This window comes from Kribbella sp. NPDC055110, assembly GCF_053607525.1.
Genome location: NZ_JBSGTS010000009.1, coordinates 207,809 through 234,607 on the forward strand (window position 1 = coordinate 207,809; position 26,799 = coordinate 234,607).

Here is a 26,799-nt window from a genome sequence, read left to right on the forward strand (position 1 = left end):
TGAAAGGTAGAGCCTGCTGTACCGACTGCGGCTGTGCGGGTGCCGCAAGATAAGAGCATGCTCTCGAAGATCCTGTCCCGGGGCGGCCCGGCCGCCGGCTACCTGGTCGTCCGCTTCTTCAAGTCGGTCACGCTGCTGGCGGCCGTCCCGGTCAGCCTGATCTGGGGCTGGCTCATCCCAGGCGCGACCGCAGGGCTGGTGCGACTCGCGAACAGCGAGCGGTACCGCGCAGCGAAGTACCTCGGCCTCCCGCAGGCCGAGGAGCTGCCACCCGCACTGCCGCGGCAACCGGGTGATGTGGTGACGCTGTTCCGGGACAGGTCTTTCAAGCGCAGCCTGCGGTGCCTGCTGATGCCGGCCGTGATGATCCCCGAGCTGTTCGTTGCCGTCGTCTCGGTGATCGGTGCGCCGGCAGCAGTCGCGAGCATGCTGCTGTGGAAGCTTGACCCGGGCAACTTCAGCCTGATGGGTCTCGACGTCGACAGCTGGTGGAAGGCACTCACCCTCGGCCCTCTGCAGGTCGGTGCCAGTCTGTGGTTCCTGGGCCGGGTGGCGCCCGCTCTGGCTCGTGGCCACGCCAGGGCGGCGCTGAGCATGCTTGCGCCGAGCCAGGAGCAGTTGGAGACAGCAAAGCTCGAGCAGCGTGTCGAAGAGCTCACCAAGAGCAGGGAGGGTGCAGTCGACTCGCACGGCGCTGAGCTGCGTCGTATCGAGCGAGACCTGCACGACGGCACGCAGGCGCAGCTGGTGTCGTTGGCGATGCGGATCGGCATTGCCAAGCAGACGATGGCAGATGACCCGGAGAAGGCCGCCAAACTGCTGGACGACGCCCGTGACGGTGCAGAGCAAGCCATGACCGAGCTGCGCGGCGTACTGCGGACCATGTACCCGCCGATCCTTGCTGACCGCGGTCTGGCCGGAGCGGTCTCCGCACTTGCCGCCCGCTGCCCGCTACCGGTTGAGCTCCGCATCGGCGAGCTGGGCGAGGTCCCGGCAGCAGTAGAGGCCGCTGCGTACTTCGTGGTCGCCGAGTCCCTCACCAACATCACCAAGCACAGTGCTGCGGGACATGTCGACATACAGCTCGAGCGGCGCGGTTCTGAGCTCTACCTGGCCGTCACGGACGACGGGATCGGTGGTGCACGAGTCAGCGAGCAGTCCGACCTGCTGGGCCGGGGGAGTGGCCTGCATGGCATGCTCCACCGAGTGCAGGCGATCGACGGTCACATGGAGCTGCGGAGCCCGATCGGCGGACCGACCACCGTCGAGGTGATCCTTCCGTGCGGGTGATCATCCTCGAGGACAACCCGATCCTCGCGGAGGGTCTGAGCCTGCTGCTCGACAACTCCGGCTTCGAGGTCGCTGCGGTCGCCACCGCCGCGGACGAGTTCGCCAAGGCGATCGACGAGCACCAGGTGGACATCGCGGTCGTCGACGTACGGCTGCCACCGACCTTCACCGACGAGGGCCTGCGTGCCGCGATCGAGGCCCGCCGCGTCCGGCCGGGGCTTCCGGTGCTGGTGTTCTCGCAGTACGTCGAGGAGGTGTACGCCGCCGAACTACTGGCGGCCGGCAGCGAGGGGGTCGGGTACCTCCTGAAGGACCGGGTGTCCCGCGTCGACGAGTTCCTGGAAGCGGTACGCCGGGTTGCGGGCGGAGGGACTGTGCTGGACCCGGAGGTGGTCAGCCAGCTCATGGTGAAGCGCAGCAGCCCGCTGGACCGGCTCACGCCGCGCGAACGCGAAGTACTCGCACTGATGGCCGAAGGCCTCGGCAACACGGCCATCGGGGACAAGCTGGTCATCTCCGACGGTGCGGTGCACAAGCATGTCGGCAACGTGTTCCTGAAGCTGGACCTGCCGCCGACCGACTCCGGCCACCGCCGCGTCCTGGCCGTTCTCGCCTACCTCGGGCTGTGAAGCTGTAGTGAGCTCTTGACGCACCTGACAACGTAGGCCACTCTCGTCCAGAGAGCGCTCTCACGCACCGAACCGCCCCTAGGTGAGGAGAGTTCCGATGAAGGTTCTACTGGCCGCCGTACTCACGGCGGCTGTCCTGACTGTGCCCGCGCAAGCGTTGGCAGCACCCGAGCCGCTGGCTGTGCCCGGCCAGTCTGCTGCCATGCAACGTGACTTCGGGCTGACCGAGCAGCAGATGCAGGACCGCCTGGCAGCCGAGACCTCGGCAGCCAAGTTGTTGCCTGCGGCCCAGAAAGCGGCCGGCGCCGCGTTCGGCGGAGCCTGGTACGACGCAGCCACGCGGAAGCTGGTCGTCGGTGTGGTCGGCTCCGCGCGCGCAGCCGCCGTACGCGCCACAGGTGCGCAAGTGGCCGCCGTACCGGTGCCTGCAAAGGCGTTGGATCAGCAGAAGGCAGTAGTCGACAAGCTGGCCGGCAAGGCAGTGCCGGCTGCGGTCAGCGGCTGGGCTGCCGACCCGCGGACCGGCAGTGTGGTGATCAAAGTCCAAGCAGGCAAGCGTTCCCAGGCCGTCGACGCGTTCGTGGCCAAGGTCGCGAAGGCCGGCGCGGTCACGGTCAAGGAGGTCGCGGCGCAGGCACCCCGCACCTTCGCGGCCGGCACGGTCGGCGGCGACCCGTACTACGTCAGCAACATCCGCTGCTCGATCGGCTTCTCGGTGTACGGCGGGTACGTCACCGCCGGCCACTGCGGCCGGAGCGGCATCGTGCGCGGCTGGGACGGTACCGACCAGGGCTCGTTCCAGGGCTGGTCGTTCCCCGGCAACGACTACGCCTGGGTCGCCACGGGCTACGGCTGGTGGACCGTCCCGGTCGTGCTCGGCTGGGGACAGGTGAGTGACCAGCTGGTCCGCGGGTCGTGGGAGGCGCCGATCGGCTCGTCCGTGTGCCGGAGCGGTTCGACGACGCACTGGCATTGCGGGACGATCCTCGCGAAGAACGAGACGGTGAACTACGGCAACGGGCAGCTGTTCTACGGCGCGACCAAGACCAACGTCTGTGCCGAGGGCGGCGACTCGGGTGGGTCGTTCATCACCGGTGACCAGGCGCAGGGCGTGACGTCCGGCGGCTGGGGCAACTGCAGCAGCGGCGGCGAGACCTGGTTCCAGCCGGTCAACGAGATCCTGCAGGCGTACGGCCTGACCCTCCACACCGCCTGAAAGCAGTAACGTCCGAAGAACCGAGCGCTATAGGCCTCAGTTCTTCGGACGTTACGTGGATTGTCAGGCGGTTTCGTCCGGGACCGGCTCCAGTTTCGGGGCCTCGTTCTGCTTCGTGGCCAGCGAGTCGATCAGCTGCTTGGCCAGTGCGAAACCCGATCCGCCCATCGTGATGGTCTTCACCAGGGTGTCCTCGATGCCCTGGGCACCGTTCAGCACGACCATGTTGCCGACCTTCTCGAACGAGCTCGCCGCGGCCTTCACGATCTCCGGGTAGGCCTCGGCGAGCTGCTGCGCCACGACCGCCTCGGTGTTCGTGGCCAGCGCCTCGGCGCGCGCCTTGATACCAGCCGCTTCCGCCATCGCCTTGGCCTGTACGGCGGACGCCTCGGCCTTACCGTTCAGCTCGGTGGCCTTCGCCTGCGCCTCACCGCGGAGCTGAACCTCCTTGGCGTTCGCCTCGGCGGCCGCGATCTGCGCGTCACGGGCGGCCTGGGCCAGCGTGCGCTGCTTGTATGCCTCGGCGTCGGCCGGCTTCAGCACCGTCGACTCCAGTTGCCGCTCGGACAGCGACGCGTTCAGCTTCGCGGTCTCCGTCTCGGCGACGACGACCTCCTGCTTGGCCAGCGCCGCCGCCAGCGGGCCGGCCTGGAACGCCTTGGAGGAGGCCTGGTCGACCTCGGCCTGGTAGCCGGCCTTCGCGATCTCGCTCTCGCGGATCGCGGCCGCCTTCGCCGCCGCGGCGACCTGCTCGCGCTCGGTCGCCTCCCGGTCCCGCTCGGCCTGCGCGATCCGGGCCGCGGCCTCGACCGCGGCGGCCTGCGGCCGGCCGAGGTTCTTGATGTAGCCGGACTCGTCGTCGATCTCCTGGATCTGGAGCGAGTCCACCACCAGGCCGAGCTTCTCCATGTCCCCGGCCAGCGAGCCGCGGATGTTGGTGGTCAGCGTCTCCCGGTCGTGCAGCATCTCCTCGACCGTGGTGGAGCCGACGATCGCCCGCAGGTGACCCGCGAACAGCTCGTGGATGGTGCTCATCACCTGCTCGTCGCTCTGCTCCAGGAACCGTCGGGCCGCGTTCGCGATCGAGCCGTAGTCGTCACCGACCTTGTACGCCGTGACGCCCTTGATGTGCAGCGGGATGCCCTGGCTGGACACGCACGTCACGGTCAGCGGCGTCGCGCGGATGTCCAGCGGCAACCGCCGTACCGTCTGGAAACCCGGGAGCACCGCGGTGCCCCGGCCGACGACGATCTTGAACCCGAGGGTCTCGTTGACCTGCTCGGTGCTGGAGTGTGCGCCGAGGCCGGAGATGATCAGCGCCTCGTTCGGCTCCGCCACCCGCCAGACCATCCGGAACAGGATGAGCAGGACCACCAGCGCGATCGCACCGGTGATCAGGTACGTCCAGAGCATTTCCCCTCCAAGGGAACAGAAGTTAGATAGCGCGAGCGACGTACACGGTGCGAGGCGGGTCGAAGTCGACGACGACAACCTGCGTCCCCACCTCGAGCACCTCGTCGGTCGCCGGGTAAGCGTAGAAGGCCTCGGTGGCACCCCGGACCGGCAACATCACCTCGCCGACGATCCCGGGTGCGATCCGGCCGATCACCCGCCCCCGCTTGCCTACCATATTGCCCCTCCGACGTACCGCTGCTGCTCTGGGTTCCGCAGCTTACTCCGGAGTTTCAGCCGCGACTTCAGCCGCGGACCGCGCCTTCCGTTGCGCCCTTGATGAACTGGCGGGCGAAGACCGCGAACACGATCACCAGCGGGACCATCGCGAGCAGCGCACCGGTCATCACCATGCTGTAGTCGACGCCGTGCGAGCGGTTCAGGGTGGACAGCGCGACCTGCAGCGTCAGGTGGTCCGGGTTGGTCAGCACGATCAGCGGCCACATGTAGTCGTTCCAGGAACCGACGAACGTGAAGATGCCGAGGAAGGCCAGCGCCGGTCGCGCGGACGGCAGTGCGACATGCCAGTACGTTCCGAAGAAGCCGCAGCCGTCCAGTGTCGCGGCCTCGACCAGCTCGTCGTGGATCGAGTTCTGGAAGTACTGCCGCATCCAGAAGATGCCGAACGCATTCGCCGCACCGGGGATGATCAGCGCCTTCAGCGAACCGACCCAGCCGAGGATCGCCATCGTCTGGAACTGCGGTACGGCGGCCAGCTGCGCCGGCAGCAGCATCGTCGCGAGCAGGATCACGAACAACGCGTTCCGCCCCGGGAACCGGAACTTGGCGAACGTGAACGCGGCCAGCGAGTCGAAGAACAGCACCAGCAACGTGGTCGAGATCGCCACCACCGCGGTGTTCGCCATCGACTGGAAGAACGCGACGTTCTCGAGCACGTGCCGGACGTTCTCACCGAAGTGCCCGCCGAAGGTCAGCTTGGGAGGGAACCGGTAGATGTCCGCGGTCGTGTTGGACGCCATCAGGATCGTCCACACGAACGGGAACATGAACACCAGGAGCGCCAGCACGAGCGCCCCGTGCAGCGCGAGGCCGCGCAGCCGGTACCGCGTCATCGGTCCTCACCCCGTCCACGGAAGATCCGCCAGTTGATTGCCGTGAACAACAACACGAGCGCGAAGATGCTCAGCGCGATCGCGGCGGCGTACCCGTAGTCGTTGTCCAGGAACGCGGCCCGGTAGAAGAACAGCACCACGGTCATCCCGCTCTGCCCGGTGCCGCCGCTGTTGCCGACCATGACCTGCGGTTCGGTGAACGTCTGCAGCCCGCCGATCGTCGACATGACGACGGTGAACAGTACGACGGGACGCAGCTGCGGCAACGTGATCGAGAAGAACGTCCGTACCGCTCCCGCCCCGTCCACCTTCGCGGCCTCGTACTGGTCCTTCGGGATCGCCTGCAGACCGGCCAGATAGATCAGGGTGTTGTACCCGACCCACTGCCACACGATCATCGTGGAGATCGCGATCTTGATCCCCCACGGCTGCCCGAGCCAGTCCTGCTGCGGGATGCCGAGCGACCGCAGCGCCGCGTTCACCAGGCCGAAGTTCGTGCTGAAGATCGAGCTGAAGAAGATCGCCATTGCGACCAGCGACGTGACGTTCGGGATGAAGTACGCGATTCGGTACACGTTCGTGAACCGGACCGCCGACTGCAGCATCACCGCCAGCACCAGCGCGAGCACCAGCGTCGGGACCGTCGACATCAGGAACAGTACGACGGTGTTCTCCAGCGACTGCCAGAACGTCGGGTCCTTCACCAGGAACGCGAAGTTGTCGAGCCCGGTGAACCGGCGGGCGCTCAGGCCGTCCCAGCGCTGGAACGCCAGCACGATCGTGGACAGCATCGGATACAGCCCGAACACCGCGAACAGGACGTAGAACGGCGACAGCGCCAGGTAGAACCGCCAGTACGACCAGACCCGCCGCTGCTGACCGGTCGAAGCACCGGCCAGCGACGTCGTCCGCATCGTTGTCGCTTCGGTCATGGGGCCTCCCGTCCTGGACTGAGGAGCGGAGGGAGCGGAGCGACCGGAGCGACGAGGGAAGGACGGGAGTTCCAGCCCCATGACCCGCCGCGCCGGAGGCGTGGCCATGAAACAGTCACTGGACTCCTTGGCGTTTGGCGATCGCCTTCGCCTTCGAGACGGCGGCGGACCACGCCGCGTCCGAGGTCTTGGCGCCGGTTTGCACGGTCTTCAGTTCGTCGTGGAACGGCGCGGCGACCGAGTCGTCGAACGGGCTCTGGTACGCGACCGGGATCGCCTTCGCGGCCGGGCCGAAGACGTCGATCGGCACCTGTCCGCCGAAGAACGCGTCGGCCGCCTTGAGCTGCGGTTTGTCGTACGCCGCCGGCGTCGACGGGAAGATCTGCGCGTCGGCGAACGCCTTGGCCTCGTTGTCGGCGTTGAGCATGTACTTGATCACGTCGAACGCCTTCTGCGGATCGGCGGCGTTCTTGGTGATCGCGAGGAACGAGCCGCCGAAGTTCGCCGCACCGCCGGGCGTCGGCGCGAGCCGCCACTTGCCCGCGGTCTTCTTCACCGCGGACTTGATGTCCAGCGCGACCCAGGCGGCCCCGATGTGCGCGGGCACCGTGCCTTGGTCGAGGCCGGCGTTCCAGTCCGGGGAGCCGCTCGGCGTCTTGCCGTCGATCTTCATCGTCATCGCCTTGACCGAGGTGTCCCAGGCCTTGCGGATGTGGTCCTGGTCGCCGATGAACTTGTTGTCCTTGGAGATGTACCGCTCGGTGCCCTGGCCGATGACCATGTCGTAGAGGTCGGTGGCGTCCCAGACCAGCAACGCCTTCGGGTTCTTCGCCTTCAGCTGGACACCGGCGTCGAAGAAGTCGTCCCAGGTCTTCAGCTGCTCGGCCACCTTCGCGGGGTCGCTCGGCAGCCCGGCCGCCGCGAAGACGTCCTCGCGGTAGAACAGCGCGGTCGGGCCGACGTCGATCGGCAGACCGATGACCTTGCCGTCCAGTGTCGTGGCCTGCTTGACCTTCCACTCCAGGTAGTCGCCGAGGATCGAGTCCGCGCCGACGGTCTTCAGATCCACGAACCGCTCGGCCTGGGGCAGCAGCGACGCGATGTCCTCGCCCTTCAGGCCGGTGATGTCCGGGATCGACGTACCGCCGTTGAAGGTGGTGATCAGCTTCTGCTTGAAGTCGCCGCCGATCTCGGAGTACTTGATCTTCGGGTCCGGGAAGTGCGCGATCGTGTCGTCCAGCACCGACTTGCCGAGGCCGCCCGGCCAGCACCACATCGTGAGCGCGGTGGCGGTGTTCTTCTTGGCGGTCGTCCCGGTGCTGTTCATTCCTGACGAGCAGCCGACCAGCGACCCGCCCGCTACGGCTGCGAAGCCCCCGAGCAATGTCCGACGTGAGAGCTCCATGGTTCTACCTTCCTGAGTTTGCCCATGAGTGTGCGCTGATCAGCGCCTGGAGGTGGTGGTCTTCGGGATGCGCGGCCTGCCAGGCCACGAGGTCGGCCCAGCGCGGTGCTGCGTCCGCACCGCCGAGCCGGGTGACGGAGAGCGCAGCGGTGAGTGCGGCGAACCGCACCCGTTGCGCTAGCGGCAGGTCCCAGAGCGCGGCAGCGATGAAACCGGCGGCGAACACATCACCCGCCCCGGTGGTGTCCGCCGCCGGAACCGCATACGCAGGTACGGCGACCTGCTCGCCAGTACTCGCGTCAAGTGCAGTAGCGCCCGCAGCGCCGTTGGACACGACCACCAGCGGCACCTGCTCCGCCAACTGGTGCATGGCCTGCTCCGGTGAGTCCGTCCGCGTGTAGTGCATGGCCTCGTCGGCGTTCGGCAGGAACACGTCGCAGTGCTGGAGTTGGTCGAGCACTGCCGGGTCCCACTGCTCGGTCGGGTCCCAGCCCACGTCGGAGAACACCACGCTGCCGGCCGCCTTCGCCTTCGCCAGCCACTCGTTCGGCCAGGGTCCGATGTGGGCGGCGACGGCTCGAGCAGCCGGCGGCGTGGTGATCAGCTCGTCGGCCGACAGCAGGGGAGAGGTACCCCGGGTGACCAGTGCCCTGTCGTTGTCGTAGGCAAGGGCCACCGTAAGAGGGGTCTGCCAGCCGGCGAGTCTGCGGGAGAGTGTCAGATCGATGCCCTCGGCGGTCAGGTACGTCCAGACGCGGTCACCGTCGGCGTCCTCCCCGAAGGCCGCGGCCATGCCGGTCCGCAGGCCGAGCCGGGCGAGCGCGACCGCGAAGTTCGCGATGCCGCCCGGACTCTCGTGCGACTCGGTGGCCCAGACCTCGGTGCCGGGACGCGGCGCAGTGGGCAGGCCGAGCACCAGGTCCTGGAAGACCAGACCGGACACCACAACATCCAGGTCGTGCATACTCAGCACACTCCTGCAGGGTCGATCAAACTCGTGCATGAATCTTGAAACTCCTGCGCAGGATCCGCAATACCTAATCAGAACTTTGACTGAAAATGACGGAGTTTGCGTGATACGGTCTGCCTGTGTTGCCGAAGCAGCGTCAGGATCAGATCGTTCGCGCGCTCCGGGCCGACGGGGCCGGGGGCGTCAAGGTGCTGGCCGGGAAGCTCGGCGTCAGCGAGGCCACCATCCGGCGCGACCTCGAGCAGTTGCACGCCGAGGGTCGCCTGACCCGCGTGTACGGCGGTGCGCTCGCGGTCGACGGCGGTGACGAGCCGTTCGCCGACGTCAACGCCGTACATGCCGAGGAGAAGGACCGGATCGCGCGGCGTGCCGCCGAGCTGGTCGCCGATGGCGAGTCGGTGCTGCTGGACATCGGTACGACGGCACTCCGGGTTGCACAGCACCTGCACGGGCGGTCGTTGACCGTGGTGACCAGCAACCTCGCCGTACTGGAGGAGCTGCAGAACGACGAGCAGATCGAGCTGATCGTGCTGGGCGGGTTCGTGCGGCGCAGCTACCGGTCGCTGGTCGGCTACCTGACCGAGGAGAGCCTGCGGCAGATCCACGTCGACTGGCTGTTCCTGGGGACGAGTGGAGTCCGGCCGGACGGACGGGTCATGGACAGCACGATGATCGAGGTCCCGGTGAAGCGGGCGATGATCAACGCTGCCGACCGGGTGGTCCTGCTCGCCGACCGGACGAAGTTCCCGGGGCACGGCGTCGCCCGGGTGTGCGAGCCGGGGGAGCTCTCCATGGTCGTCACCGAGCCCGACTCCGACGCGGCAACCCGTGCCCAACTGACCGAAGCAGGAGTAGAGGTGGTTCTCGCTTGACGTCCTCCCCGCCCTCTAGGACGGGGATTCCAACTGCTACGGGGAGGTAGCGCGTTGAGGTTCACGCTTCGGCGAGACCCGTACCGGCGTCTCTCGACGTGCTCTGACGGCCCGTCCGGCCGCGATGTTGATCGCCGCGTTCACGTCCGCGTGTGCCTGGTGTCCGCAGGCGACGCACCTGAAGACCGCTTGACTCTCGCGGTTCTCCGGTGCGCGATGCCCACAGACGCTGCAGGTCTGCGACGTGTACGAGGGGTTGACTTTCTCGACTCGTCTCGGTGCCTTCTCCTCCAAACGACGTACCAATGTTCCCCAGGCGTTGGCCAGAATTCCCCGGTGCAGGCCGGCTTTGGCCCGGCGTCGGTTCGGCAGGTATCCACCGGGCTGTTGGGGATCGGGCTTCGGTTTGGGTCGCCTGGTCATCTGGGTGATGCGCAGGTCCTCAACGCGGATAACGTCGAACCGGCGCGCGAGATGGGTGCTCGTTTTCTCGACCCAGTCCTTGCGCCGGTCCGCGGCGCGGGCACAAAGCTGTGCGATCGCTGCTTTCACACGTCGCCAGCGGTTGGAGCCGGGGCGACAGCGCGCGAGGCGGCGTTGCAGGTGCTTGAGGCGTCCTTGTTCAGTCTCCGACGAGCGAGGGCAGGCCAGGAGTTCACCGGTGGACAGTGCCGCGGACACGGCGACACCGCGGTCTACGCCGACGACCTGACCTGTTCCCGGTGCGGGGATCGGAGTCGGAGGGGCGGCGAAGGCGATATGCCAGCGGCCGAAGCGGTCGTGGGTAATTCGGTAAGACTTCGCCTCGGGGACGGCACGAGACAGCCGGCACCGGACCCAGCCGACCTTCGGCACATTGATCCGTGCCCACTTGCGGTTCAGCCTGACAATCCGGGTCGCCTGGCTGCCGACGATGCGGAATCCCTCATGGCGCCCGACCTTGCGCCAGGTCGGGCGTCGGTGGGTGCCGGCGTAGAAGTACTTGGTGGCTTGGTCGACGTCTCGCAACGCCTGCTGCTGCACGGTCTGCGATCCGGCCCGCAACCAGCTGAACTCGGCCCGCGCCTCGGTCAACTGCCGGCATTGCTCAGCAAAGCTCGGCGTCGAGCCCTTGTCACGGGTCCACATCGACCACTGCTCAAGCGCCAGGTTCCACACATACCGGGCGTGCCTGCACTGCCCCAGCAACGCAGACTGTTGCGCGGGAGTCGGGAACATCCGGAATCGGGACATGCCGTCCACTCAATCAGCTTGCGCCGACAGTTCTTTTCGATCCACGAAGGGAGGGAGTCGCGGTCCCTACGCAGAGAGGGATTCCCGCGACGACCCAGTTGAAACTGACCATCCTCGGCGGGGGCGGGTTTCGGGTGCCGCTCGTGTACCACGCTTTGCTGGGCGACCGCGGTCCTGGACGGATCACGTCGGTGGTGCTGTACGACACCGGCCGTGGCCGGCTGTCCGCGATCGCAGCAGTGCTGCGCCAGCAGGCGGACGGTCTGGCGGACGCTCCGGTCGTCACCGAGACGACCGACCTCGACCAGGCGTTGCGGGGTGCCGACTTCATCTTCTCGGCTATCCGGGTCGGTGGGCTCGAGGGGCGGACCGTGGACGAGCGGGTCGCGCTGGACCTCGGCGTGCTCGGCCAGGAGACCGTCGGTGCCGGCGGGATCGCCTACGGGCTGCGGACGCTGCCGGTCGCCGTACAGATCGCGCAGCGGATCGCAGCCGTCGCTCCGGAAGCGTGGACGATCAACTTCACCAACCCGGCCGGCATGGTGACGGAGGCGATGATTCCGTACCTGGGCGACCGGGTGATCGGCATCTGCGACTCCCCGTCCGGCCTGGGGCTCCGGGCAGCGCTGGCGCTCGGAGTGGACCCGTCTACCGCGTTCTACGACTACGCCGGCTTGAACCACCTCGGATGGTTGCGCGGGCTGCGGTCCGGCGGAGTGGACCGGTTGCCGGACCTGCTGCAGTCGGCTGACGCGTTGGCCTCCTTCGAGGAGGGCCGGCTGTTCGGGGTGGACTGGCTGCGGTCGCTGGGCTCGATTCCGAACGAGTACCTGCACTACTACTACTTCGCGCGCGAGACGCTGGCCGCCGTACAGGGGGTTCGGCAGACGCGTGGCACGTTCCTCCTGGAGCAGCAGTCCGCGTTCTACGCCGAGACCGGGGAGCACCCCGAGCAGGCGTTCGAGCTGTGGCAGAAGACCCGGGCCGAGCGCGAGTCGACGTACATGGTGGAGAGTCGTGAGGTCGCGGACGCGGGAGAACGGGACGAGCGCGACATGGCCGCCGGCGGGTACGAACAGGTCGCGCTGTCGCTGATGCGGGCGATCGCCCACAACGAGCGCGCCTCGCTGATCCTGAACGTCCGCAACCGCGGCGTACTGCACCACCTCGACGACGACGCCGTGGTGGAGATCCCCTGCACCGTGGACGCCAACGGGGCACTGCCGGTGACGGTGTCGCAACTGACCGATCATCAGGCCGGTCTGGTGAGCGCTGTGAAGGCTGTCGAGCGTGCGACGATCGAGGCCGCTGCCACCGCCTCACGGACCACCGCTGTGAAGGCCTTCGCCTACCACCCGCTCGTAGACTCGGTGACCGTCGGCCGCAGCCTCCTGGACGCGTACGTCGAGCAGCTCCCGAACCTGGCGTACCTGCGCGCCTGAGGCCAATTGGTTGGGCGGCCCGGTTTCTGGCAGAATGGCCTGCTGAGTCCGTCCAGGTTCTGTGCAGCCCTCTAACTCCACTGCCCGGCCGGCCCATCGAGTGTGTCACTCCGTTGTCCCCACGACGCTGTGCTGCTCACCCAGTCTGTAATTCCAAGGGAGACCACCCGAAAGTGGCAGTCAAGATCCGTTTGAAGCGCATCGGCAAGAAGCGCACCCCGCACTACCGCATCGTCATCATGGACGCCCGCACCAAGCGGGATGGCCGGGCGATCGAGGAGATCGGGATCTACAACCCGAAGACCGAGCCCTCGTTCATCCGGGTCGACTCGGAGCGGGCGCAGTACTGGCTGGGCGTCGGCGCGCAGCCGAGCGAGGCCGTCGAGGCGATCTTCAAGGCCTCCGGCGACTGGCAGCAGTTCAAGGGCCTGCCGGCCCCGGCGCCGCTGCGCGTCAAGGAGCCGAAGCGGGACAAGCAGGAGATCTTCAACGAGGCGCTGGCCGAGGCCCACGGCTCGCTGAAGACCGAGGCCGTCACCGCCAAGAAGACGGCGAAGAAGGCCCCGAAGGCTGACGACACCGCGAAGGAAGAGGCCGCCGCCGAGGCGCCGAAGGCCGCCGAGGCTCCGAAGGCTGAGGCCAAGGCCGACGACGCGAAGGCCGAGGCCGCCGCGCCGAAGGCCGACGAGGCTGCGGCCGAGACCACCGAGGCCTGACGATGATGGAGACCGAGGCGCTCGAGCACCTGGTCCGAGGCATCGTGGACAACCCCGACGACGTCAGCGTCCGGGCCCGGACGCTGCGGCGTGGCCGCACCCTCGAGGTGCACGTCCACCCCGACGACATCGGCAAGGTGATCGGCCGCAACGGCCGCACCGCCACCGCGATCCGCACCGTCGTCGGCGCCCTCAGTTCCGAGTCCTCGCTGCGCATCGACTTCGTCGACGAGTTCAACAAGCGCCCCCGGCGCTGACTCGGTAGTCCACAGCAGTCCTGTGAGGGGCCGCACCCCGGTCTGGGGTGCGGCCCCTCATCTCGTACAAAGGAGTAGTGCAGGTGTTGGTGACTGTCGGGCGGATCGGCCGCGCACACGGGATCAAGGGCGAGGTCGGTATCGAGGTGCGTACCGACGAGCCGGACCGCCGGTTCGCCGACGGGGCGTCCCTCGTGACCGATGCCAAGGTGTCCCGGACGCTGACCGTCGCTTCGAGCCGTTGGCACAGCGGGAAGTTGCTGGTGAAGTTCGCCGAGGTGCCGGACCGGACCGCGGCGGAGCAGCTGCGCAACCTGGTCCTCCAGTCCGAGATCGACGCCGACGAGCGCCCCGAGGACCCCGACGAGTACTACGACCGCGAGCTGATCGGTCTGGCGGTCCGCACCACTGACGGCGCCGAGGTCGGCGAGGTGACCGACATCGTGCACCTGCCGTCGCAGGACCTCCTGGAGATCCGGCGTACCGCGGGCAACCTCGTGCTGGTCCCGATGGTCGAGGAGCTCGTCCCGGAGATCGACATCGACAAGCGGTACGTCGTCGTGGCGGACCGCCCCGGCCTGCTCGACCCCGAGGGCGCAGAGGTGGTCCAGACCGAGTCAGGGGACTGACATGCGGCTCGACGTCGTCACGATCTTCCCGGAGTACCTGGCCGCACTTGACGTGTCCCTGGTCGGGAAGGCGGCCAAGAGCGGCCTGTTGGACGTCCACCTGCACGACCTGCGCGAGTGGACCCACGACCGCCACCGGACCGTCGACGACACTCCGTACGGCGGGGGAGCGGGCATGGTGATGAAGCCGGAGCCCTGGGGACAGGCGCTGGACGCCATCGCGCCCGTGGACGGTCCCGCACAGCCCCGGCTGATCGTGCCGACCCCGGCCGGGCGGCCCTTCACCCAGGAGCTCGCCTACGAGCTCGCCACGGAGCCCTGGCTCGCGTTCGCGTGCGGCCGGTACGAAGGCATCGACGCGCGCGTAGCGTCGTACGCCGGCGAGCGAATGCGCGTCGACGAGGTCTCCATCGGCGATTACGTCCTGAACGGCGGTGAGGTCGCGGTACTCGTGATGGTCGAGGCCGTGGCCCGTCTACTGCCTGGTGTGATCGGCAACCCGGAGTCACTGGCGGAGGAGTCCCACTCGGGCGACGGCCTGCTCGAGTACCCGGTCTACACGAAGCCGCCGAGCTGGCGCGGGTACGACGTACCTGAGGTCCTGCTGTCCGGCAACCACGGTCTGATCGCCGACTGGCACCACGACGAGTCGGTACGCCGTACTGCGGAACGCCGGCCCGACCTCCTGGCAGCGTGGGGCGATGTGGTCGCTCAGAAGGACGACGCCACGTCAGCGGTCCGTCTGCTGCCTGCTACGGCTGCTGACGCGGGCGAGCTACACGTACTGCAGCTGGCCGCCTTCCTGTCCGAGGCGCAGCTGTACGACGACTACTCGATCCCGCCGCTGACGGACGACCCTGCCGCGACCGCGGCCCGCCTGGAGCGGGGGACTGTGCTGAAGGCCGTCGCCGGCACCCGCATCGTCGGATCGGTCCAGCTCGTCGTCGACGAGGCTGTCGGGCGGATCGAGCGGCTCATGGTTGCCCCGGACTGGCAGGGCCGCGGGCTCGGTGCCCGCCTGCTGCGCGCCGCCGAGCAGGTGGCTCCCGCCGAGGTCACGTCGTACACGCTGGACACGGGCGCGCTGAGCGACCGCAACCTCGCGCTGTACCGGAAAGCAGGCTACCGGGAGCTGAGCCGGGAGCCCCAGACGCCCAAGGTCGACCTCGTCCGGCTCGGCAAACGCAGACGGCGTAAGTGATCACCCTGCGCGGTCGACGGCACCGGATTTCGTCACCGTGTGGGGCGTGTGGCAAGATTGTCTGTTGCTGCCCTTCGGTGCTCCTGCCACAGGGGGTGACCACCGACCGGCAGCCTTTTGATGACTTCATCACCACCTAGATTCGTGGGTGACCTGTGGCACGCGCGAGGAAGAGACACCTGATGAGCAACGTCCTGAACGAGCTCGACAACGCGAGCAAGCGTGACGACATCCCCGCCTTCCGCCCCGGTGACACCGTCAAGGTGCACGTCAAGGTCGTCGAGGGCAACCGGTCCCGCGTCCAGGTCTTCCAGGGTGTCGTGATCCGCCGCCAGGGTGGTGGCCTGCAGGAGACCTTCACGGTCCGCAAGGTCAGCTTCGGCGTCGGCGTCGAGCGGACCTTCCCGCTGCACACCCCGATCGTCGAGAAGATCGAGGTCGTCACCCGCGGCGACGTCCGCCGCGCCAAGCTGTACTACCTGCGCGAACTGCGCGGTAAGGCGGCGAAGATCAAGGAGAAGCGCGAAGTCCCGGCCTCCTGACGCCCGTAACGACGACGGTCACCTATGGCGCCGAGCACTGCGACTCGCGCTCGCCCTCGGCCGGTATCGACGAGGGCACGTCGCAGCAAGGGACGTCACCGCAGGCTGAAGCAGCGGAATCCGCTGCTCAGCCTGCTGGTCGAGATGAGCACCGTCACGGTGCTCGCGCTCGTCATCACGGTGGTCCTGCGACTGTTCGTCGCGGAGGCGTTCTACGTCCCGTCGGAGTCGATGTACGACACGCTGACGAAGGACGACCGGATCCTCGCCGAGAAGATCAGCTACCTGCACCGCGACGTCGATCGCGGTGACATCATCGTCTTCAAGGACCCGGACAACTGGCTGAACGAGGAAGAGGCCAAGCCGGGCACGGTGCGCCGCATCGGTGAGTTCGTCGGCATCCTGCCGCGCAGCGGCGAGGGTCACCTGGTGAAGCGGGTGATCGGCATCGGCGGCGACCGGGTGATCTGCTGCAACAAGCAGGGCCAGATCACCGTCAACGGCATCCCGCTCGACGAGCGTGAGTACCTGCTGAAGGACGCCAAGCCGTCCGAGCTGCCCTTCAACGTCCTGGTTCCGGCCGGTCACCTGTGGGTGATGGGCGACAACCGGGCGGAGTCCGCCGATTCCCGCGCCCACATGGGCGGCCCCGGCGGTGGATTCGTGCCGGTCGAGAACGTGGTTGGCCGGGCCTGTTGCGTAATCTGGCCGTCTGACCGGATGACGATGCTGCGTCCTCCGGAAACCTTCAAGAAGCCGGGGCTGAAGAAGTGACCGATACACCGACCAAGACGGACGCCAAACCTGCCCACCGCTCGGGCTTCGCGGCGGCCGCCCGCGAGTTCGTGCTGATCGTGGTCGGTGCCCTGATCGTTTCCTCGATCCTGCGGGCGTTCGTCGGTCAGATGTTCATCATCCCGAGCGAGTCGATGGAGAACACGCTGCTGGTCGGTGACCGGGTCGTGGTGGAGAAGCTCACCGACGTCAAGCGCGGCGACGTGGTCGTGTTCGAGGACCCGGGCGGCTGGCTCGGCGCCGAGGAGAGCGGCCAGAAGCGCGGCTCGATCGGCCGGTTCTTCGAGATCGTCGGCCTGCTGCCGGACTCCAGCCACGGTCACCTGATCAAGCGCCTGATCGGCATGCCCGGCGACAAGGTCGCCTGCTGCGACGCGAAGGGCCGGCTGCTCGTGAACGGCCAGCCGCTCGACGAGACCAGCTACCTGTATCCAGGCGACGCCCCGTCCCAGATGGACTTCCAGGTCACCGTCCCGGCCGGCCGGATCTTCGTGATGGGCGACCACCGCTCGGCGTCCGGCGACTCCCGCGTGCATCTGCAGGATCCCGACGCGAACGGCGGCAACCAGGGCGACGCGGCGTTCGTCCCGCTCGACAAGGTCACCGGGCGCGCGGTCATGATCGTCTGGCCGGCGGGTCGCTGGGGCAAACTCGGCGTACCGGACACGTTCAAGGCGGTCCCGGCTCCCGGCCCGGCGCCGGACAAACCTTCGATATCCCTCACGCCACCACCTAAGTGAGCGTTCTGTCCCCTCGGACGCCTAGGGTGGGTTGAGTGATGCGGAGGGCTGGATGAGCGCGTTGCCGCGCGGGAGCACGGTACGGCGGGACGCCGGACTGTACGGGTACGAGCGTGCCCTGCGCCGCGTCGGCCTGGACCCGATCGCCGGTGTCGACGAGGCCGGTCGTGGACCGTGTGCGGGTCCGCTGGTGGCCGCCGCGGTGATCCTGCCGGAGGGCAAGCGCGGTCAGATCCCAGGACTGGCCGACTCGAAGCTGCTCACCGCGAAGGCGCGGGAGCGCTGCTACGAAGAGGTCCGCAAGCGTGCCCTGGCCTGGTCGGTGGTGTCGATCGAGGCGGACGAGTGCGATCGGCTCGGTATGCACGTGGCGAACGTGCAGGCGCTCCGCCGGGCGTTGTTCAGGCTCGACGTGCGGCCGTCGTACGTGCTGACCGACGGCTTCGGTGTCGACGGTCTCGGCGTACCGGGCCTGGCGATGTGGAAGGGTGACCGGGTGGCCGCCTGCATCTCTGCCGCGTCAGTGATCGCGAAGGTGACGCGGGATCGCGTGATGGAGCACTGGGACAAGGTGTACCCGCAGTACGGGTTCGGGATCCACAAGGGCTACTGCACCCCTGAACACCAGGCGGCACTGGACGAATACGGCCCGTGCCCACAACATCGACGGCGGTTTGAGAATGTCCGCCGCAGTCTGCGGCCCGTTATGGGACAGAATGTCACCAGTCCCACCGGAGTGGAGAGCCGATGAGTGCAGACGACCTCGAGAAGTACGAGACCGATATGGAGCTTCAGCTCTATCGGGAGTACAAGGACGTCGTCGGGATCTTCAAGTACGTCGTGGAGACCGAACGGCGCTTCTACCTGTGCAACGCGGTCGACCTGAAGGTCCGCACCGAGGGCGGCGACGTGTACTTCGAGGTGACGATGGCCGACGCATGGGTCTGGGACGTGTACCGTTCCGCCCGCTTCGTGAAGAACGCCAAGGTCGTCACCTTCCGCGATGTCAACATCGAGGAACTCGCCAAGTCCGACCTGGAAGTCCCGAAGGACTCCGACTTCGGCCGCTGAGGTTGTCCACAGCCAAAAACTGACCTCCGTTTTCGAGGCCTGATCCCGGCATCTTCTCTGCCGGAGGTGGTCATCGATGCGGACCAGGAACACCGTCGGACGGTACGGCGAGGATCTCGCCGCGAGGTATCTCAGCACCCACGGTTTCGCCGTGCTCGAGCGCAACTGGCGCTGCGAGTTCGGCGAGATCGACATCGTCGCGCGTGAAGGCGACACACTCGTCGTCTGTGAGGTGAAGACCCGGCGCGGCCTGAACTACGGCACCCCGCTGGAGTCGATCACCTACCGGAAGCTGGCCACGCTCCGGAGGCTGGCCGGCCGCTGGCTGCAGACCCATCAGCTCAGACCGGCCGAGATCCGGATCGACATCATCTCGATCCTGTTCGACCACAACACGCCACCCACGGTGGACCACGTGCGAGGTGCGATCTGATGACGCTCGCACACACCTGGTCCGTCGCGCTGGTCGGCCTGGAGGGCCACCTCGTCGAGGTCGAGGCCGACATCGCCCAGGGCCTGCCGAAGACAACCCTGATCGGTCTGCCCGACACGTCCCTGTCCGAAGCCCGCGACCGCGTCCGCGCCGCCGTGGTGAACAGCGGCGAGCGATTCCCCGACCGCAAGGTCACGATCGGCCTGTCGCCCGCCACCCTGCCCAAGACCGGCTCGCACTACGACGTCGCCATCGCGTTGTCGCTCCTCACGGCAGCCGGCGCAGTCGATCCCGGCGCACTCCGCCGTACGGCGATCATCGGCGAGCTAGGCCTCGACGGCCGCATCCGCGAGGTCCGCGGCGCACTCGCGATGACCCTGGCCGCGTCCCGGGCCGGCTTCGACCGCATCGTCGTCCCCGACCTCAACGTCGGCGAGGCCCGCCTGGTCCCCGGCATCGAGGTGTACGGCGCTCGCTCGCTCCGCCAGGTCCTCGCCCTGCTCCGCGGTACCGAGATCCCCGACGAAGCACCACCCCGCGCCGAGCCGCGCCTGGTGTCGGAGTCGCTGATCCGGGTGCCGGGGGTCGATCTCGACGACATCATCGGCCAGCAGGAGGGCCGACGCGCGATCGAGGCGTCAGCCGCCGGCGGCCACCACCTGTTCCTGCACGGCCCACCGGGATCCGGCAAGACGATGCTCGCCGAGCGCCTCGCCGGGCTGATGCCCGACCTCAGCACCGACGACTCATTGGAAGTCTCAGCCGTGCACTCACTCGCCGGCCTGCTCACCAACGACGCCGAGCTGGTCCACCGCCCGCCGTTCATCGCACCGCACCACACGGCGTCCCTGTCCAGCCTCGTCGGCGGCGGCACCGGCGTCCCGAGACCGGGCGCTATCAGCTGCGCGCACCGCGGCATCCTCTTCATCGACGAGGCGCCCGAGATGCATCCTCTGACCCTCGACACCCTCCGGCAGCCGCTCGAGTCGGGTTTCGTCGAGGTTCACCGAGCCGCAGCCGTTGCCAAGTTCCCCGCCCGCTTCATGCTCGTCCTTGCCGCCAACCCCTGTCCCTGCGGCCTGGCCGGCACCAACCAAGGCATCTGCAGCTGCACACCGCAGCACCTGGCGCGGTACCGCCAACGAATCAGCGGCCCGATCAAGGACCGCCTCGACATCCAGCGCCAGATCCTGCCGGCCGCTCGCACCGTCACCGACGGCCAACCCGTGGAGTCGACCGCCGTCGTAGCCGCCCGCGTCCAGGCGGCCCGCGACCGCCAGACGCACCGCTATCGCGAAACCGCCTGGACCCTCAACAGCCAGATCCCCGGCCCAGTTCTACGTCGCGAGCACCCGCTGGACGACGCCAGCCAAAAACTCCTGGAAGCCCACTACACCGCCGGCCGCCTCACAGCCCGAGGCTTCGACCGCGTAGTCCGTCTCGCCTGGACCCTGACCGACCTAGCCGGCGCCAACATCCCCACCGTCGAGCAAACCCACGAGGCCTACCAACTCCGCGCAGGCGAGCCCCTGACCCAACTGTCCGATCTCCGCCCCCTCAAAGGACCCAGCCAATGACCCCCACCTACTACGCACTCACGACCGAAGGTTCTGGCTCCGGGCGAGGAGCGGACGGCTACGAGTCGGTTGCTGGTGGCAACGGAGATGAAGAACGTCTGGCTCGCGCAGGCCTGTCCCGGGTGGTCGAGCCGGGCGACCTCGCCGCTCTGAAAGCCTTCGACGGCCTTTCCCCGTTGGAGATCTGGGACCGTCTCCAGCGCAACGCCTCCGGCCTGGAGCGCTGGTCCACGCGACTCGCCACGGCCGACCCACACCGAGATCTCGAGCGAGCCGCGGCCGCAGGCGCACGATTCGTGATCCCCGGCGACGACGAGTGGCCTGGCGAGGTCGAAGTACTCGAAGAAGCCGGCCAGCTGACCCGCCGCGCCGGCGTACCGTTCGGCCTCTGGGTCCGCGGCCGCGCCAACCTCCGCCAGTCCGTGATTCGATCCGTCGCAATCGTCGGCGCCCGCGCCAGCTCGTCGTACGGCGAACACGTATCCGCCGAACTGTCCTCCGGCCTCGCCGACAACGGCCTCACGATCGTCTCCGGCGGCGCCTTCGGAATCGACGCGGCGGCACACCGCGGAGCCCTCGCAGCCACCGGCCTGACGATCGCGGTCCTGGCCTGCGGCGTCGACGTCAGCTACCCGAAACGCAACTCCGCCCTGCTCAGTCGCATCGCCGAGGACGGCCTGGTCGTCGCCGAACTCCCGCCCGGCTGTGCCCCGACCAAGCTCCGCTTCCTCGCCCGCAACCGACTCATCGCCGCCATCACCCAAGGCACCGTCGTCATCGAAGCCGCAGTACGCAGCGGCGCCCTCAACACCGCCGGCTGGGCCGAACAATGCGGCCGCCCAGTTCTCGCAGTCCCCGGCCCGATCACCTCGCGCATGTCCGCCGGCAGCCATCTACTGGTCCGCGAACGCAACGCCGTCCTGGCCACCAACGTCGCCGACATCATCGAAGCAATCTCGCCGTTCGGCACCAACCTGACCCAACCCCCAAGAGCCGCCGAAACCCTCACCGACACCCTCGACCCCGACCTCCAACGAACCCTCGACGCCGTCCCAGTGCGTACCCCCGCCCCCACCCACCGCATAGCCATCACCGCAGGCCTAGACCTCCCCACCACCCAACAATGCCTACAAACCCTGACCACCCTCGCCCTCATAACCCAAACCCCCACCGGCTGGCGCCTTACCCCCACCCCACCACCCCCGTAATAGTCCCGTCAGCTGGGAGGGACTGTGGATCCAGCAGGGCACCCGTCGGAGATGGTCAGGAATCGAGAAGCGGAGCGCCGTCTGGCTGCATAGCTTGGGGACATGACAACTCTTCACAGTGTGGTTCTGGAAGTGGCCGACGGTGCATCGGCGGAGCGGTTCCTGACGGATGCTTTCGGGCTGACCGAACAGGTACGGGTGCGTGAATCCAACGCGGAAACGGCTGGTTTCCGTGACTTCACGTTGTCGCTGACGGTGGCCCAGCCGAGTACGGTGAGCAGCCTGTTCGAGACGGCGGTCGACGCCGGCGCGACGGTGGTGAAGCCGGTGACCAAGTCGCTCTGGGGGTACGGCGGCGTCGTCCAGTCGCCCGACGGCACGATCTGGAAGGTGGCCACCTCGGCGAAGAAGGACACCGGTACGGCGACCCGCGTGATCGATTCCGTCGTACTGCTGCTCGGATGCGCTGACGTTGCCGTGAGCAAGAAATTCTACGTGGACCACGGTCTGACCGTGGCGAGGAGCTTCGGCCGCAAGTACGTCGAATTCGCCACCACAGGCCCGATCAAGCTGGGCCTGTACGGGCGGAAGGCACTGGCCAAGGACGCCGGCGTACCGGTCGACGGCACTGGCTCCCACCGGATCGCCCTGAGCGCAGACGCAGGCAACTTCGTCGACCCAGACGGCTTCGCCTGGGAACCCGCGCCATCACCGGCCGACGAGCCTCTGACGAGCCGATGACCTGACGGTGCCTCCTCCGGAGCCAGCACCGTCCGCCGAGACCGGCCCAGCGAACCGACCCTGGCGGCCCAAGGTGAGGGCAGAGCTACAGAATCCACGCTGCCCTCGCCTTACCTCATAGAGCACGCACGCTTCTCCGTCTAGCGCCTGGCTATCGAGAATGCCGCCAGCGCTGAGCGAGCCGAGTTCTTGGCCGAGAACGCCCGAACTGGTGAGCAGCTCGGATTGGTTGCATTGGGCATGAATGGCCTTGCCGCCGGTGACGTTCGCTCGTTGTTGGCGAGGTTGTAGCTGAGCCTGGCGGCTAGTCTCGGGCGAGTGACCCGCCAGTTTCCGCCAGCCACGGCCAACGAACGTGACATGCTCACGGGCTGGCTGGACCGCCAGCGCGCCACGGTCAGACTGAAGTGCACGGGCCTGTCAGAAGAGCAGGCCGTACTGGCCGTATTGCCGGCATCTCCACGAATGACCGTGAAAACACTGGTGGCGCATCTCAGACATGTCGAACGAGGATGGTTTGAGATCGGCTTCCTTGGTGTCCAAGAGGTAGGCGCCAAAGACCCTCTCCAGCTTTCACAGCCGCCGGTGCCGTCGCGGGTCGCGGGGAAGTGCGCGCTGGTCGAGGACGTGCTGCCGTGGACCGTCTGCGCGGGGACCTGACGGTGCTCGCGGTGGGAGGTTAGTTGCGCATGTGTTTGCCGCGGGTGGGTTTTTGGGGTTGTTGTTCGGGTGGGGTGCGGATGGCGCGGAGTTCGGTGGGGCGGTCGTGGTCGGGGCGGATGGCTTGCAGGCCGCCGGTGCCGGGGTCGGTGTCGCCGAGGTCGAAGTCCCAGCTGTCCTCGTTGGCGAGGCGGCTGTGCCAGCGGCCGTAGAGGCCGTAGATCGCGATGCCGATGATCATCCAGATGCCGAACTTCGTCCAGGTGCTGGTCTTCAGGTTCAGCATCAGCCAGACCGTGGCGGCGAGCGACAGCAGCGGGATCAGCGGGACCATCGGCACCCGGAATCCGCGCTCCAGGTTGGGCTCCGAGCGACGCAGCGTGAGGACGCCGACCGCGCAGAACGCGAAGCAGAACAGGGCGCCGATGACCAGCAGCTCTTCGAGCTCGAGGACCTTCGGATAGAGCGTGAGCGCCAGCGCGGCGAGACCTGCGAAGGCCGCGGCGCGGGCGGGGGAGGAGTACACGCGGCTGACTCGGCCGAGGCTCTTCGGGAGCAGGCCGTCACGGCCCATGTTGAACAGCACCCGGCTCTGCGCGATCAGGACCACCATGATCACAGTCATCAACGCGAGCAACGCACCCAGGTTGACCACCTTCGCGGCCCACCCGACCCCCACTGCGGCGAGCGCTTCGGAGACCGGTGCGCCGCCGCCCAGCTTGCTGTACGGGCGCATGCCGACCAGGACGACTGCCATCGCGATGTACAGGATCGTCACCGCGCCGACGCCGAGCAGCATGCCCTGCGGGACGGTCTTCCGCGGGCTGCGGGCGTCCTCGGACGCGGTCGCGATCAGGTCGAAGCCGATGTAGGCGAACACGATCGTGCTGGCGGCCGTGAAGATGCCCATCGTCCCGAACGAGCCGAACGACGAGTCCAGGATCCAGCCCAGCAACGTCGGGCTGGCGGTCGCGGGCGCGGCCCGGGCCGGCGGCACGAACGGGTGATAGTTGTCCATGTTGATGTGTGCGGCGCCGACGATCACCACCAGGAGGATCACCGCGACCTTCGCGATCACGACCACGGTCAGCACCCGGGACGAAAGTTTGGTGCCGGTCACGATCAGCGCGGTCAGGATCAGCAGCAGCAGCGGGGCCACCAGGTTCAACTTGGCCTCGGGGCCGAAGAACTGCGCCACTCCGGCGGGCAGCGTCACTCCGAAGCCGTCGAGTGTGGCCAGGAAGTACGCCGACCAGACCCGGGCGACGATCGCCGCCGCGGTGACGAGTTCGAGCACGAGTGCCCAGCCGACCAGCCACGCCCACGCTTCTCCGAAGGTGACGTAACTGAACGTGTAAGCGCTACCCGAAACGGGGATGGTGGACGACAGTTCGGCGTAACAGGCCGCGGCCAGCAGACAGACGATCGCGGCGATGACGAAGGACAGGATCACTGCCGGTCCGGCGACATTCGCCGCCTGAACGCCGCTGATGCTGAAAATGCCAGAGCCGATCATCACGCCCAGGCCAAGTACAACCAGGTCGCGACGACCGAACAAACGCGGCAGACGGTGCCGCGCGTCCTCGACTCGAGTGAACGCCGACTCGACCGGCAGGCGCCGGCCTACGGTCTGTCCGTTCGCTGAGGGGGCCATGGTCAGGGGTGCCTCCGTTGCTACTAGGGCAATCGGGCCGAACAGTAGTCGACCGTTGGGCTATCGACCAGCCCTCCTCTCGTCGGTCTCCGCGCGGTGGCTTGCGATGCAGGGCCACCTCACGCATCGTCGACGTATGACGCCGGACGAAGTCAGCGGAAACCGTTCCTGGCCGGAAGGTTTCACTGCGTTACTGGCCGACTACGAAAGGCATCTGACGGCGGAAAGAGACCTCAGCACTCATTCGGTGCGAGCCTACATCGGAGATGTCGCGGATTTACTCGAACATTTGATTCGGCTTGGTCACGATGATCTCGGGCGGCTGGATATCCGGAGCCTGCGGTCCTGGCTGGCCAAACAGCAAAGTCTGGGGAAATCCCGCAGCACGATGGCTCGCCGGGCGACCGCCGCAAGGGTGTTCACGGCCTGGGCGCAGCGGACCGGGCGGATCAGTGCGGATCCCGGAGCGTTGCTCGCCAGCCCGAAGGCGCACAAGACCCTCCCGGGGGTGCTCGGTCAGGCCGACACCCGCGCGGTGCTCGACGCCGCAGCGGTCGCGGCGGACGACGGCAGTCCGGTTGGGCTGCGTGACCTCGCGATCATGGAGCTGCTCTACGCGACCGGGATCCGCGTCGGCGAGCTGTGCGCCCTCGACGTCGACGACATCGACGACTCGCGCCGCGTCGTACGGGTCTTCGGCAAGGGGCGGAAGGAGCGGTCGGTCCCCTACGGCGTACCGGCTGGGCAGGCGGTTGCGCGGTGGCTGGTCGAAGCGCGGCCGAGGTTGGCGCGCGAGGGGAGTGGGCCTGCGGCGTTTCTCGGGGCGCGGGGTGGCCGGATCGATCAGCGGGCGGTACGGCGGATGGTGCATGAGCGGATCGCTGTCGTCGACGCGCCGGATCTTGGTCCGCACGGTCTGCGACACACGGCGGCCACGCATCTGCTGGAGGGTGGAGCCGACCTGCGTAGCGTGCAGGAGCTCTTGGGGCACGCGTCGCTCGCGACGACCCAGATCTATACGCACGTCTCCACGGATCGTCTCCGTCAGGCCTATCAGCAGGCGCACCCGAGGGCATGACATTGGCAGGGGATGCGGCGCGTGGGCTCCGGGATACGGCAGACTGCGGGACATGCGGGTTTCGGCGAAGTCTGACTATGCGTTGCGAGCTCTGATCGAGATCACTCAGCGGTGGGTGACCGGCGATGCTGCGGTGGTATCGGCCGAGGAGCTGAGCCGGGCGCAGGGGATTCCGCACGGGTTCCTGCAGGGCATCCTGGCCGATCTGCGGCGCGCCGGTGTCCTGTCCAGCCAGCGCGGGCAGTCGGGTGGCTGGCGGCTGGCCGTCGACCCCAACGAGATCTCCGTAGCCGACGTGATGCGCGCGGTCGACGGCCCGATCGTGAGCATCTCGGGCGTCCGGCCGGAGAGCGTCACGTACAACGAGCACGCGGTCGTCCTGCAGCGCGTCTGGATCGCCGCCCGTGCGAGCCTCCGGGACGTGCTCGAGAACACTACGCTGATCGATCTCGCCAAGAACAAGCTCCCGGCCGGTGTCGAGCGCCGCTCGCGGGACGAGGACGCCTGGCAGGCTCGGGTCCCCGGCAGCTGATCGCATGTTACAGTCGTGACTTATATAAGCCGCGACTTTAGGAGCAGGGCGATGCAGCAGATCAAGACGTTCCTCATGTTCGAGGGCGGCGCGGAGCAGGCGATGACCTTCTACCTGTCGCTGTTCGAGGACGCCGAGGTCGTGTCGATGGTCAAGTACGGCGCCGACGGGCCGGGACCCGAGGGGTCCGTGATGGTCGCCGTGTTCCAGTTGGCCGGGCAGCAGTTCATGTGCAGCGACAGCTATACGCATCATGGCTTCACCTTCACTCCTTCGGTGTCGTTGTTCGTTGACTGTGCTGACGAGGCCGAGCTGGACCGGCTGTACGGCGCGCTGGTCGAGGGCGGTGGCGCGTTGATGCCGCTGGGGGACTACGGGTTCAGCAAGAAGTTCGGGTGGGTGAACGACCGGTACGGGGTGTCGTGGCAGCTGAACCTGCCGCACGAGTGAG

General features: G+C 67.7%; 30 protein-coding genes. 22 read left to right on the plus strand and 8 right to left on the minus strand.

The genetic code is table 11. The features are described 5' to 3' along the window. The first annotated feature begins 57 nt into the window (after positions 1-57). The 3 genes from ACWF0M_RS17010 (at position 58) to ACWF0M_RS17020 (ending at position 3,135) form a co-directional block, all read left to right on the plus strand. Positions 58-1,290, plus strand: a complete 1,233-nt coding sequence (locus tag ACWF0M_RS17010) for a sensor histidine kinase (protein WP_452236607.1) — start codon at positions 58-60, stop codon at positions 1,288-1,290. After that, positions 1,281-1,919 (plus strand): response regulator transcription factor, encoded by a 639-nt coding sequence (locus ACWF0M_RS17015; RefSeq protein ID WP_452236608.1) that lies wholly within the window; start codon positions 1,281-1,283, stop codon positions 1,917-1,919. Before ACWF0M_RS17010 ends, ACWF0M_RS17015 begins: the two co-directional genes overlap by 10 nt. A gap of 97 nt (positions 1,920-2,016) precedes the next feature. Further along, the gene (locus ACWF0M_RS17020) at positions 2,017-3,135 is read left to right on the plus strand and encodes a S1 family peptidase (protein WP_452236609.1); all 1,119 of its coding nucleotides are present in this window, start codon (positions 2,017-2,019) and stop codon (positions 3,133-3,135) included. Between the two features lie 63 nt (positions 3,136-3,198). Here ACWF0M_RS17020 and ACWF0M_RS17025 read toward each other — a convergent pair whose 3' ends face one another. The 6 genes from ACWF0M_RS17025 to ACWF0M_RS17050 all read right to left on the minus strand — a co-directional run bounded on the left by ACWF0M_RS17025 (position 3,199) and on the right by ACWF0M_RS17050 (position 8,961). Continuing rightward, complete coding sequence (locus tag ACWF0M_RS17025) at positions 3,199-4,548, minus strand: flotillin family protein (RefSeq protein ID WP_452236610.1); 1,350 nt, start codon at positions 4,546-4,548, stop codon at positions 3,199-3,201. Positions 4,549-4,570: 22 nt separating this feature from the next. Continuing rightward, a complete protein-coding gene (locus ACWF0M_RS17030; protein ID WP_130387656.1) occupies positions 4,571-4,765 on the minus strand; it encodes a hypothetical protein in 195 nt (64 codons plus the stop codon). A 67-nt stretch (positions 4,766-4,832) separates the two neighbouring features. Then, positions 4,833-5,660, minus strand: a complete 828-nt coding sequence (locus ACWF0M_RS17035) for a carbohydrate ABC transporter permease (protein WP_452236611.1) — start codon at positions 5,658-5,660, stop codon at positions 4,833-4,835. Beyond that, complete coding sequence (locus ACWF0M_RS17040; protein ID WP_452236612.1) at positions 5,657-6,592, minus strand: carbohydrate ABC transporter permease; 936 nt, start codon at positions 6,590-6,592, stop codon at positions 5,657-5,659. The genes ACWF0M_RS17035 and ACWF0M_RS17040 overlap by 4 nt, the downstream gene beginning before the upstream one ends. A gap of 115 nt (positions 6,593-6,707) precedes the next feature. Next, positions 6,708-7,997 carry an ABC transporter substrate-binding protein gene (locus ACWF0M_RS17045; RefSeq protein WP_452236613.1) on the minus strand — a complete coding sequence of 430 codons (1,290 nt, stop codon included), beginning with the start codon at positions 7,995-7,997 and terminating at the stop codon, positions 6,708-6,710. Between the two features lie 4 nt (positions 7,998-8,001). After that, positions 8,002-8,961, minus strand: a complete 960-nt coding sequence (locus ACWF0M_RS17050; RefSeq protein ID WP_452236614.1) for a carbohydrate kinase family protein — start codon at positions 8,959-8,961, stop codon at positions 8,002-8,004. 125 nt (positions 8,962-9,086) lie between these two features. On the opposite strand from ACWF0M_RS17050, the gene ACWF0M_RS17055 reads away from it, so the two are divergent. Next, a complete protein-coding gene (locus ACWF0M_RS17055) occupies positions 9,087-9,839 on the plus strand; it encodes a DeoR/GlpR family DNA-binding transcription regulator (RefSeq protein WP_133788702.1) in 753 nt (250 codons plus the stop codon). A gap of 36 nt (positions 9,840-9,875) precedes the next feature. Here ACWF0M_RS17055 and ACWF0M_RS17060 read toward each other — a convergent pair whose 3' ends face one another. Next, on the minus strand, positions 9,876-11,072 hold the full coding sequence (locus ACWF0M_RS17060) for an RNA-guided endonuclease InsQ/TnpB family protein (RefSeq protein WP_452236615.1): 1,197 nt from the start codon (positions 11,070-11,072) through the stop codon (positions 9,876-9,878). A gap of 98 nt (positions 11,073-11,170) precedes the next feature. Between ACWF0M_RS17060 and ACWF0M_RS17065 the strand changes: the two genes are divergently transcribed. From ACWF0M_RS17065 to ACWF0M_RS17135, 15 genes are all read left to right on the plus strand, one after another. Next, complete coding sequence (locus ACWF0M_RS17065) at positions 11,171-12,514, plus strand: 6-phospho-beta-glucosidase (RefSeq protein WP_452236616.1); 1,344 nt, start codon at positions 11,171-11,173, stop codon at positions 12,512-12,514. A 173-nt stretch (positions 12,515-12,687) separates the two neighbouring features. Then, on the plus strand, positions 12,688-13,230 hold the full coding sequence (gene rpsP, locus ACWF0M_RS17070; protein WP_452236617.1) for a 30S ribosomal protein S16: 543 nt from the start codon (positions 12,688-12,690) through the stop codon (positions 13,228-13,230). 5 nt (positions 13,231-13,235) lie between these two features. Further along, complete coding sequence (locus ACWF0M_RS17075) at positions 13,236-13,487, plus strand: RNA-binding protein (protein ID WP_452236703.1); 252 nt, start codon at positions 13,236-13,238, stop codon at positions 13,485-13,487. 83 nt (positions 13,488-13,570) lie between these two features. Beyond that, positions 13,571-14,116 carry a ribosome maturation factor RimM gene (rimM, locus tag ACWF0M_RS17080; RefSeq protein WP_452236618.1) on the plus strand — a complete coding sequence of 182 codons (546 nt, stop codon included), beginning with the start codon at positions 13,571-13,573 and terminating at the stop codon, positions 14,114-14,116. Position 14,117: 1 nt separating this feature from the next. Next, positions 14,118-15,317, plus strand: coding sequence for a tRNA (guanosine(37)-N1)-methyltransferase TrmD (gene trmD / locus ACWF0M_RS17085; RefSeq protein ID WP_452236619.1), 1,200 nt, complete (start codon positions 14,118-14,120; stop codon positions 15,315-15,317). A 182-nt stretch (positions 15,318-15,499) separates the two neighbouring features. Beyond that, entirely contained in the window at positions 15,500-15,859 is a 360-nt protein-coding gene (gene rplS / locus ACWF0M_RS17090) for a 50S ribosomal protein L19 (protein ID WP_131291903.1), read from the plus strand. Positions 15,860-16,003: 144 nt separating this feature from the next. Continuing rightward, positions 16,004-16,633 carry a signal peptidase I gene (lepB, locus tag ACWF0M_RS17095; protein ID WP_452236620.1) on the plus strand — a complete coding sequence of 210 codons (630 nt, stop codon included), beginning with the start codon at positions 16,004-16,006 and terminating at the stop codon, positions 16,631-16,633. Beyond that, the gene (gene lepB, locus ACWF0M_RS17100) at positions 16,630-17,394 is read left to right on the plus strand and encodes a signal peptidase I (protein WP_452236621.1); all 765 of its coding nucleotides are present in this window, start codon (positions 16,630-16,632) and stop codon (positions 17,392-17,394) included. The genes lepB (ACWF0M_RS17095) and lepB (ACWF0M_RS17100) overlap by 4 nt, the downstream gene beginning before the upstream one ends. A gap of 52 nt (positions 17,395-17,446) precedes the next feature. Continuing rightward, positions 17,447-18,145, plus strand: a complete 699-nt coding sequence (locus tag ACWF0M_RS17105; protein WP_327636271.1) for a ribonuclease HII — start codon at positions 17,447-17,449, stop codon at positions 18,143-18,145. Further along, positions 18,142-18,465, plus strand: coding sequence for a DUF2469 domain-containing protein (locus ACWF0M_RS17110; RefSeq protein WP_012922325.1), 324 nt, complete (start codon positions 18,142-18,144; stop codon positions 18,463-18,465). Before ACWF0M_RS17105 ends, ACWF0M_RS17110 begins: the two co-directional genes overlap by 4 nt. 76 nt (positions 18,466-18,541) lie before the next feature. Beyond that, positions 18,542-18,898, plus strand: a complete 357-nt coding sequence (locus ACWF0M_RS17115; RefSeq protein WP_452236622.1) for a YraN family protein — start codon at positions 18,542-18,544, stop codon at positions 18,896-18,898. Further along, positions 18,898-20,475, plus strand: coding sequence for a YifB family Mg chelatase-like AAA ATPase (locus tag ACWF0M_RS17120; protein ID WP_452236623.1), 1,578 nt, complete (start codon positions 18,898-18,900; stop codon positions 20,473-20,475). The genes ACWF0M_RS17115 and ACWF0M_RS17120 overlap by 1 nt, the downstream gene beginning before the upstream one ends. Next, positions 20,472-21,683 carry a DNA-processing protein DprA gene (gene dprA, locus ACWF0M_RS17125; protein WP_452236624.1) on the plus strand — a complete coding sequence of 404 codons (1,212 nt, stop codon included), beginning with the start codon at positions 20,472-20,474 and terminating at the stop codon, positions 21,681-21,683. Before ACWF0M_RS17120 ends, dprA begins: the two co-directional genes overlap by 4 nt. Positions 21,684-21,785: 102 nt before the next feature. Continuing rightward, the gene (locus tag ACWF0M_RS17130) at positions 21,786-22,424 is read left to right on the plus strand and encodes a glyoxalase (RefSeq protein ID WP_452236625.1); all 639 of its coding nucleotides are present in this window, start codon (positions 21,786-21,788) and stop codon (positions 22,422-22,424) included. Between the two features lie 318 nt (positions 22,425-22,742). Next, positions 22,743-23,084 (plus strand): mycothiol transferase, encoded by a 342-nt coding sequence (locus ACWF0M_RS17135; protein WP_452236626.1) that lies wholly within the window; start codon positions 22,743-22,745, stop codon positions 23,082-23,084. Between the two features lie 19 nt (positions 23,085-23,103). Here the strand turns inward: ACWF0M_RS17135 and ACWF0M_RS17140 are convergent, their stop codons facing one another. Beyond that, entirely contained in the window at positions 23,104-24,738 is a 1,635-nt protein-coding gene (locus ACWF0M_RS17140) for an APC family permease (protein WP_452236627.1), read from the minus strand. 136 nt (positions 24,739-24,874) lie between these two features. Here ACWF0M_RS17140 and ACWF0M_RS17145 point away from each other — a divergent pair, with 136 nt between their 5' ends. Genes ACWF0M_RS17145 through ACWF0M_RS17155 form a run of 3 tightly spaced genes read left to right on the plus strand, consistent with a single transcriptional unit; the run spans position 24,875 to position 26,798 of the window. After that, positions 24,875-25,816 carry a tyrosine recombinase XerC gene (locus ACWF0M_RS17145; RefSeq protein ID WP_452236628.1) on the plus strand — a complete coding sequence of 314 codons (942 nt, stop codon included), beginning with the start codon at positions 24,875-24,877 and terminating at the stop codon, positions 25,814-25,816. A 52-nt stretch (positions 25,817-25,868) separates the two neighbouring features. Further along, positions 25,869-26,348, plus strand: a complete 480-nt coding sequence (locus tag ACWF0M_RS17150) for an RrF2 family transcriptional regulator (protein WP_452236629.1) — start codon at positions 25,869-25,871, stop codon at positions 26,346-26,348. Between the two features lie 51 nt (positions 26,349-26,399). Next, on the plus strand, positions 26,400-26,798 hold the full coding sequence (locus ACWF0M_RS17155; protein ID WP_452236630.1) for a VOC family protein: 399 nt from the start codon (positions 26,400-26,402) through the stop codon (positions 26,796-26,798). The last annotated feature ends 1 nt before the right edge of the window (position 26,799 follow it).

Excerpts from the sequence above, each read along its gene's own strand:
- ACWF0M_RS17010 (WP_452236607.1), top strand. The coding sequence starts at position 58 with ATGCTCTCGAAGATCCTGTCCCGGGGCGGCCCGGCCGCCGGCTACCTG.
- ACWF0M_RS17020 (WP_452236609.1), top strand. The coding sequence starts at position 2,017 with ATGAAGGTTCTACTGGCCGCCGTACTCACGGCGGCTGTCCTGACTGTG.
- ACWF0M_RS17025 (WP_452236610.1), bottom strand. The coding sequence starts at position 4,548 with ATGCTCTGGACGTACCTGATCACCGGTGCGATCGCGCTGGTGGTCCTG.
- ACWF0M_RS17030 (WP_130387656.1), bottom strand. The coding sequence starts at position 4,765 with ATGGTAGGCAAGCGGGGGCGGGTGATCGGCCGGATCGCACCCGGGATC.
- ACWF0M_RS17035 (WP_452236611.1), bottom strand. The coding sequence starts at position 5,660 with ATGACGCGGTACCGGCTGCGCGGCCTCGCGCTGCACGGGGCGCTCGTG.
- ACWF0M_RS17040 (WP_452236612.1), bottom strand. The coding sequence starts at position 6,592 with ATGACCGAAGCGACAACGATGCGGACGACGTCGCTGGCCGGTGCTTCG.
- ACWF0M_RS17045 (WP_452236613.1), bottom strand. The coding sequence starts at position 7,997 with ATGGAGCTCTCACGTCGGACATTGCTCGGGGGCTTCGCAGCCGTAGCG.
- ACWF0M_RS17050 (WP_452236614.1), bottom strand. The coding sequence starts at position 8,961 with ATGCACGACCTGGATGTTGTGGTGTCCGGTCTGGTCTTCCAGGACCTG.
- ACWF0M_RS17060 (WP_452236615.1), bottom strand. The coding sequence starts at position 11,072 with ATGTCCCGATTCCGGATGTTCCCGACTCCCGCGCAACAGTCTGCGTTG.
- ACWF0M_RS17075 (WP_452236703.1), top strand. The coding sequence starts at position 13,236 with ATGGAGACCGAGGCGCTCGAGCACCTGGTCCGAGGCATCGTGGACAAC.
- trmD (WP_452236619.1), top strand. The coding sequence starts at position 14,118 with ATGCGGCTCGACGTCGTCACGATCTTCCCGGAGTACCTGGCCGCACTT.
- rplS (WP_131291903.1), top strand. The coding sequence starts at position 15,500 with ATGAGCAACGTCCTGAACGAGCTCGACAACGCGAGCAAGCGTGACGAC.
- lepB (WP_452236620.1), top strand. The coding sequence starts at position 16,004 with ATGAGCACCGTCACGGTGCTCGCGCTCGTCATCACGGTGGTCCTGCGA.
- ACWF0M_RS17105 (WP_327636271.1), top strand. The coding sequence starts at position 17,447 with ATGAGCGCGTTGCCGCGCGGGAGCACGGTACGGCGGGACGCCGGACTG.
- ACWF0M_RS17110 (WP_012922325.1), top strand. The coding sequence starts at position 18,142 with ATGAGTGCAGACGACCTCGAGAAGTACGAGACCGATATGGAGCTTCAG.
- ACWF0M_RS17115 (WP_452236622.1), top strand. The coding sequence starts at position 18,542 with ATGCGGACCAGGAACACCGTCGGACGGTACGGCGAGGATCTCGCCGCG.
- ACWF0M_RS17120 (WP_452236623.1), top strand. The coding sequence starts at position 18,898 with ATGACGCTCGCACACACCTGGTCCGTCGCGCTGGTCGGCCTGGAGGGC.
- dprA (WP_452236624.1), top strand. The coding sequence starts at position 20,472 with ATGACCCCCACCTACTACGCACTCACGACCGAAGGTTCTGGCTCCGGG.
- ACWF0M_RS17130 (WP_452236625.1), top strand. The coding sequence starts at position 21,786 with ATGACAACTCTTCACAGTGTGGTTCTGGAAGTGGCCGACGGTGCATCG.
- ACWF0M_RS17140 (WP_452236627.1), bottom strand. The coding sequence starts at position 24,738 with ATGGCCCCCTCAGCGAACGGACAGACCGTAGGCCGGCGCCTGCCGGTC.
- ACWF0M_RS17145 (WP_452236628.1), top strand. The coding sequence starts at position 24,875 with ATGACGCCGGACGAAGTCAGCGGAAACCGTTCCTGGCCGGAAGGTTTC.
- ACWF0M_RS17150 (WP_452236629.1), top strand. The coding sequence starts at position 25,869 with ATGCGGGTTTCGGCGAAGTCTGACTATGCGTTGCGAGCTCTGATCGAG.
- ACWF0M_RS17155 (WP_452236630.1), top strand. The coding sequence starts at position 26,400 with ATGCAGCAGATCAAGACGTTCCTCATGTTCGAGGGCGGCGCGGAGCAG.